The organism is Microcoleus sp., assembly GCF_049646505.1.
Classification (GTDB): Bacteria; Cyanobacteriota; Cyanobacteriia; order Cyanobacteriales; family Microcoleaceae; genus Microcoleus.
Genome location: NZ_JBARVX010000496.1, coordinates 1 through 6,402, shown reverse-complemented (window position 1 = coordinate 6,402; position 6,402 = coordinate 1). Strand labels below are relative to the sequence as shown.

8 protein-coding genes are annotated in these 6,402 nt (G+C 40.0%); 4 read left to right on the top strand and 4 right to left on the bottom strand.

Going from position 1 to position 6,402, the window contains the following annotated elements:
- The first annotated feature begins 263 nt into the window (after positions 1-263).
- Positions 264-689, top strand: coding sequence for a DUF4359 domain-containing protein (locus tag WBA89_RS23810; protein WP_424409917.1), 426 nt, complete (start codon positions 264-266; stop codon positions 687-689).
- Between the two features lie 330 nt (positions 690-1,019).
- Positions 1,020-1,586 carry a TerD family protein gene (locus WBA89_RS23805; RefSeq protein ID WP_424409915.1) on the top strand — a complete coding sequence of 189 codons (567 nt, stop codon included), beginning with the start codon at positions 1,020-1,022 and terminating at the stop codon, positions 1,584-1,586.
- A 186-nt stretch (positions 1,587-1,772) separates the two neighbouring features.
- Here the strand turns inward: WBA89_RS23805 and hpsP are convergent, their stop codons facing one another.
- Positions 1,773-3,002 (bottom strand): hormogonium polysaccharide biosynthesis glycosyltransferase HpsP, encoded by a 1,230-nt coding sequence (gene hpsP, locus WBA89_RS23800; RefSeq protein ID WP_424409913.1) that lies wholly within the window; start codon positions 3,000-3,002, stop codon positions 1,773-1,775.
- A gap of 9 nt (positions 3,003-3,011) precedes the next feature.
- Here hpsP and WBA89_RS23795 point away from each other — a divergent pair, with 9 nt between their 5' ends.
- Both WBA89_RS23795 and WBA89_RS23790 read left to right on the top strand, forming a co-directional pair.
- Positions 3,012-4,388, top strand: coding sequence for an AAA family ATPase (locus WBA89_RS23795; protein ID WP_424409911.1), 1,377 nt, complete (start codon positions 3,012-3,014; stop codon positions 4,386-4,388).
- A gap of 73 nt (positions 4,389-4,461) precedes the next feature.
- Positions 4,462-5,013 (top strand): RloB family protein, encoded by a 552-nt coding sequence (locus WBA89_RS23790; protein WP_424409909.1) that lies wholly within the window; start codon positions 4,462-4,464, stop codon positions 5,011-5,013.
- Positions 5,014-5,202: 189 nt separating this feature from the next.
- Here the strand turns inward: WBA89_RS23790 and WBA89_RS23785 are convergent, their stop codons facing one another.
- The 3 genes from WBA89_RS23785 to WBA89_RS23775 all read right to left on the bottom strand — a co-directional run.
- On the bottom strand, positions 5,203-5,382 hold the full coding sequence (locus tag WBA89_RS23785; protein WP_424409908.1) for a hypothetical protein: 180 nt from the start codon (positions 5,380-5,382) through the stop codon (positions 5,203-5,205).
- Positions 5,379-5,726, bottom strand: a complete 348-nt coding sequence (locus WBA89_RS23780) for a hypothetical protein (RefSeq protein ID WP_424409906.1) — start codon at positions 5,724-5,726, stop codon at positions 5,379-5,381. The genes WBA89_RS23785 and WBA89_RS23780 overlap by 4 nt, the downstream gene beginning before the upstream one ends.
- A 307-nt stretch (positions 5,727-6,033) precedes the next feature.
- On the bottom strand, positions 6,034-6,402 hold a 369-nt coding region (locus tag WBA89_RS23775), incomplete at its 5' end, for a glycosyltransferase (RefSeq protein ID WP_424409904.1).

Genomic DNA, 6,402 nt, shown 5'->3' with positions numbered 1-6,402 from the left:
ATATCTAGCGCTACTTTATGAAATTGATATAAGTGAAAATTTACCGGATTTGGGCGAGAAAGTAGAGTAGAAGGAAGTTAAACTGCGGATATCCCATCGGGCTAGATCCAAATTATATTTGAGTGGGAGCCTCCCGATCGCGATCGCTGGCACTCGCAACTAATCTCCAATCTAAAAACTGTCCTCTTCTTTCTGAAATCTGTTTCTGAACAAGTGTAGTTTAAATCTAGAGAAACTTATAACTCAATGGAGCTAAGAAAAAAATGATTATTGATAAACCCATGAATACTCACAAACCAACTTCTAATTTTTTCGGCAATATCGGAAAAGTTGCGATCGCCCTAAGCGTGTTAGCCGCCGGTATGGCATTTACAAATCCTCCGAGAGACAAATACCTAACTTATGCTTCCGGCGTACTCCAAACCGAGTTGGAAAACACCGTATGTAAGGATTCTCGCGTGCCTCAAGCGTTGAGCGGCGTTGCAGAGACGCTGATCGGCAGTTGCAAAAATTTGCTAACTTCGCAGCGGAGCTCGATCGAACACTTGCTCGACAATACAACAGAACGTCAAAACTTAGGCGTTGCCAGCATTTACCAAACTCAACTGGGCAAAAAAACCTATCCAACCGTTGCAGCTTTCGGTAATTTTGTCACCCTGCCACCTAGTTCTGAAAATGCTCAAAATTAGGATTAAATTAAGTTCAATTTTCCCCACCGGGTTTTGCACAAAGCCCGGTTTTTACTTGCGTAATTATATCTATAGCCGTTCGATCGCGTGGTGAGGTATCCTTATCCCCTATGCCCGGTTTGCCCTATGCCCGGTTTGCCCCATAGTACCTCATATGAGAGCTCGAAAGGCTATAAGTAAGTTTAAATAAATTCCGAGACAGCAAGCACGTATTTTTAATCGAGCCCGCTATCAGCCGCCAAATATTAAATTTTAATAAAAATAATAAATTCTCATGTCATTTTATATTAAAATGAGTTAAATCAAGTTTTATGTTTTACAAATAAGCAGATGGCAGTCCAATTAAGTAAGGGTGAAAGATTTAACATATCTGAAGCAGCGCCGGATTTAAAAAAAATGGCGATCGCTCTCGGTTGGCAATTAACTGAGGCAGGACAAAACTACGAGATCGATGTCTCGGCGTTTATGCTAGGTTCTGACGGCAAAGTACCCAACGAGAAATATTTTATATTTTACAACAATCTGGTATCCTGTGACAATTCGGTACTGCAATTTATTCCCGACCAAAACAACCCAAACAAAGAGAATAAAACTATTTACGGCGTTATCTTAAAAAGAGTTAATCCTGAAATTGAAGAAATGACTTTTGCAGTCACCATTCACGAAGCCGATCGAATTAAAGGTGACTTTAGTAATATCAAAAATGCTTTTATCAAAATTGTAAATTTAGATACAGGAAGCGAACTTGTTAGGTATGAATTAAAAGAGAGTTTTTCGCGAGAGACTGCTGTAGAATTTGGGCGTTTGTATAGAAAGAATGGAGATTGGAGATTTCAGGCGGTAGGGGCAGGATATCAGGCAGGATTGCAGAGTTTTGTTGACAAGTATTGCAGCTAAAATAGTTAGGACGTTGTTAATGGCTGAAACGATTGATTTTATTGCTTCTTCCTTCTGCCTGATGACGTTGTACGGAAAGCAGTTGCCAGTTGTCAGTTGTCAGTTGCCAGTTGCCAGTTGCCAGTTGTTACAAATAACAAATAACAAATAACAAATAACAAATAACAAATAACAAATAACTACTGACTAATGACTTCTTCCTTCTGGTATAAATGACAAAATGCGCTGGTAAGCATCGATGGTTTGTCGGGCGATCGCCTCCCAGTTATAATGCTTTTCGGCATACTCTTTGCCATTCAATCCCCTGCGCTGCCTCTCCTGCGGGTTCAGAAGTGCTGATTTGATTGAATTGGCGATCGCCCCTACTTCCAAAGGCCCCACCCAGCCCGCTTCCGCTTGCTGTATGTCTGCCGCAATATGTATGCGATCGGAAATAGCCACAGCTACACCCGCAGCCATCGCTTCTGCAACAGCAATGCCAAAGTTTTCGTAATAAGAAGGCAACACAAATAAGTCGGCTTTTCTCAATAGTTCAACTTTTGAATCGCCACTAACAAAGCCAGTGATTGTTGTAGATTGTTCTAAACTCGAATTTTGTATCTTTTCTTGAATTTTTGTTTCATAACCTGCATCTTGCGGATTAGAACCAGCTAAAATAAAGTGAAACTCTATACCCGAAACCAAAATACTTTCTAATGCAGGAATCAACAAATCAAGCCCTTTTTTAGGTTCAATTCGCGACATAAATAAGATGATTGGCACTTGAGATTCCCGCAATCTCTTAGGAAACAAACCTGCTGTCACCCCCAATGGAATCACCAAATCCCGTGGCACAGGCATCTTGCCTGTGCCGTCCAAATCCTGTGGCACCGACATCTTGCCCGTGCAGTCCAAACCAAATCTTTCTGAGATTTCAGCCTCTTGTTTGCTTGTGAAATGAATTGCCGCTGCCCCTGCTAAATTAGGGCGTTCTAAAAGTCTACCATAAATCTGTTTCAAGCGCTTTTTTTTCTGCAAGTCGGCGGGGTCAAGCATACCGCAGGGACGCATAATATATGGCAGCTTGTGATATCTAGCAATTGTAGCAGCGAGAGTAGTTACTGGTGAGAAAAGAGCGTGAATGTGAGCCAGGTCAAATTGTCGCGCATTTTCATTCAACCACTGCAATAACGAGAGAGAAAACTTATATCTACGAAACGGAGAACAGCGGAAATAAATAATCTGATAGCCGTTTTGTTGTATTGGTTGATTTAACGGCACATCTAAGGGAATTTGACCGATATCTCCGTTAGAATTTGTAGTAATAATTGTGACATCAATGCCTTGGGAAGCAAGGGCGGCCGAAAGTCCCAATACCATTTGACTCGGGCCGCCGTAGACGAGGGAAATTGAGGGAATAATTTGGATAATTCGCATGGTTAGCACTTGGTATTAGCTGAGGTAGCTGGTTGTGTTATCATAGAAATAAGTGAAAATTTTGCACCTTATACTAATTTAGGCGATCGGAGGCAAGTTATGCTGATTGGATTCAGCGCAGGTAACTACAAATCTTTTAAAGAAACTGTCACCCTCAGCATGGTAGCTTCGTCAATTACGGAGGAGGAAAAAGAGCTTGACACAAATAATGTTTTTGAAGTTAATCGTAAGTTAAGATTGCTTAAAACAGCAGCTATTTATGGAGCTAATGCAAGTGGCAAAAGCAATTTTATCGCTGCTATTAACTTTATGAAATGGTTTGTCCTCAACTCATCCAAAGAAACGCAAGTTTCAGACGCGATCGATATTGAAGCATTCAGGCTAAGTACGGAGACAGAAAAAGATCCGTCTTTCTTTGAAATCGTTTTTCTACTAGAAGAAAAAACTTTTAGGTACGGTTTTGAGGTAAACGCGCGGGCTGTTGTTTCTGAGTGGCTATTTAAAGGTGATGACAGTGAAGAAAAAATGCTTTTTGAACGGGATTTTGATAATTTTATATTAGATGATTTCCCAGAGGGACAAGGCCTTAGCGATAAAACCCGAAGTAATGCTTTATTTCTTTCTGTAGTCGCACAATTTAATGGTAAACTTTCTGGCAAAATTCTGCTGTGGTTCAGTAAAAATTTGCAATTGATATCAGGCTTGCAAGATACACAATACCGCAAAGAAACCTTGGAGTCCTTGGAGAACGATCGCCACCGACATGATATTATTGAATTTATCAAAAAATTAGACTTAGGCATTGCTGATATCGAAATCATAAATCAACCTGTATTTGTTATTGCCAATAATACTCCAGTATACGGTAGTTCCTACGGTAGTTTATACCCTGTTTCTGGAATCAAACCAGCGGTAAAAACTGTTCACCGGAAATATGATGCTGACGGTAAGCAAACTTCTCTAGAACTATTCGATATCGAAAAGCATGAATCCGAGGGAACAAACAAACTATTTGCATTAGCAGGTATTCTCCTGGATACTTTAAGGACAGGAAAGATTTTATTCATAGATGAACTTGATGCTAGACTTCATCCGCTGATTACTCGCGAATTAATCTGCTTATTCAATTCTAACGAGACTAATCCGCACAACGCACAGCTTATATTCACGACACACGACACAAATTTGCTCAGCAGCAATACTTTTCGCAAGGATCAAATATGGTTTACTGAAAAGGACAACAAGGGCGCTACTGATTTGTATTCTTTGGTAGAGTATAAAGTCGGAAAAAATGCCTCATTTGAGCGCGATTACATTATCGGTAAGTATGGCGCTATCCCTTTTATAGGTAATTTTAAAGAACTAATAGGTGAACTTCATGAATAAAAAAAGTTCGTCTAGAAGAACAAATATTGATTACTACAATAGAAAAGTTAGAACTAGAAGATGGTTTTTAATCGTGTGCGAAGGTGAGAAAACAGAACCCAACTATTTTAGAAGTTTTCCGGTAGACACAAAGGTAATTAAGCTTGATATCAAGGGAGAAGGGAGAAACACGAAGAGTTTAGTAGAAAAAGCTATTGAGTTAAAAAACGACTCAGAATCCGACGAAACAGACCGATTTTGGTGTGTGTTCGATCGCGATAGAAACGATAAAAATCCTCACGACTCGCACAATTTTAATTCAGCCATAACTCTTGCAAGAAATAACGGTATTGACGTAGCTTATTCAAATGATGCTTTTGAACTTTGGTATTTACTACACTTCTACTTTTATAATACTGGAATTTCTCGCAAAGATTATCCAAATATGTTGACGAAGTTATTGGGACACAAGTATGAGAAAAACAGGGAGACAATTTATGAGGAACTAAAACACAAACAGCAGGATGCAATTAAACACGCAAAACGGCTTTTAATTGAATACGATCGCCCCAATCCTGAAACTGACAATCCTTCAACAACAGTACATTTGCTAGTCGAAGAACTTAACAGTTTCATTCCTGATTGATGAGGAATTTTGGCCGTACATAAATCTGATTATCAAAAGACCTCAGAAACCCGGTATCTTTGTATATTTCTCGTTCCTCGTCGCAAAACTCGTAGGAACCGGGTTTAGGGAAATTGAGGGAATAATTTGGAGAATTTGCATGGGGGGATAGTTCTTTAAATCAACATACCAACCTCTCCCATTACAAATTTAATCATCTGGAAAAGGCTGCCCGTTTAGCTGTCGAGCTTCCTCTCTCTTTGTTGCTTTAATTTGAGTATTGTGAGATATTTGCTTGGAAATTTCATACATTTCATTGGCTTTGGCTTCAGTGGCTTTGACCATTTCAAGGATTTCCAGGAGTAGGCTTTCATCTGGTAATTGTTTCATGGCAATGCTTCTAATCTCTCAACTACTTTGTCTATCATAATTTTAACTTCTGGAGCTATATGTAGCAATGTTGCTAAATAATCTCCGGCTTTTTGAACATCTTCATCGGGCACACTAGCCATTAATACATTGCCTACAATGTGCTCTGCTTGTAAGCGAGTACCTTCTACGCAGAATTGAAAATTACTGATCGAAGAAAAGTATTGCATCAGTATTTCATTTTCAGGAAACAGAGACATTGCTGTTCTCAGTGCAAAAAGTCCTTGCGTTGCTTGGCGCTCGGTATCGTCGAGTACCTGGTAGAGTTCGTTAACCAAAGGTCGTATGTCGGAAGGAATAGACATTTACCACAGTTTTTATTTGACAATTATATTATACTGCTAATTAGAAGTCATTAGTCATTAGTCATCAGTCATTAGTCATCAGTTATCAGTCATCAGTTATCAGTCATCAGTCAGTAGGGGCGGTGCCAAGAGTGCCCGCCCTCAAGCGTCATCAGTGCTGTCGCCTTCGAGCTTTCCGTACAACGTCATCAGGAATAAGGAAGAAGGCTTGAGTTATCGTTGCTATAGCAGGAATAATACATATACATCTAGCTTCAGCGCGACTGGATCTGTATTTTACGTTTAATTAGGTGGATTTGCTTAAAAGTTACGATCGCTCTAACAATTCTTTATAAAAATCTAATAACTGCTCAGCTAAGGCTTGATTTGTATAATTGCTCATCGCTCTATGATAACCCCGATCGCCCAAATCAGCAGCAAACTCCCGCCGCTCCATCAACTGCTGCAAACAATCTCGCAAAATCCCCGCATTTCCCTCCGGGAAGACTAACCCCGCAGATCCGATGACGTGGGGAATTTCCCCGCAGTCGGAACCGATAACGGGAATTTTACAAGCCATCGCTTCAATTAAAACATGGCCGAATTGTTCTTTCCAACCCACAGCAGTTAAAGTTTTGAATTTATAGCTCGTTTGCGACGGCAATACCAAACAGTTCATTAAGTTAATATAGGGGGG

Bases quoted from the DNA above. Each gene is read 5' to 3' on its own strand.
- WBA89_RS23810 (WP_424409917.1), top strand. From the start codon at position 264: ATGATTATTGATAAACCCATGAATACTCACAAACCAACTTCTAATTTT.
- WBA89_RS23805 (WP_424409915.1), top strand. From the start codon at position 1,020: ATGGCAGTCCAATTAAGTAAGGGTGAAAGATTTAACATATCTGAAGCA.
- hpsP (WP_424409913.1), bottom strand. From the start codon at position 3,002: ATGCGAATTATCCAAATTATTCCCTCAATTTCCCTCGTCTACGGCGGC.
- WBA89_RS23785 (WP_424409908.1), bottom strand. From the start codon at position 5,382: ATGAAACAATTACCAGATGAAAGCCTACTCCTGGAAATCCTTGAAATG.
- WBA89_RS23780 (WP_424409906.1), bottom strand. From the start codon at position 5,726: ATGTCTATTCCTTCCGACATACGACCTTTGGTTAACGAACTCTACCAG.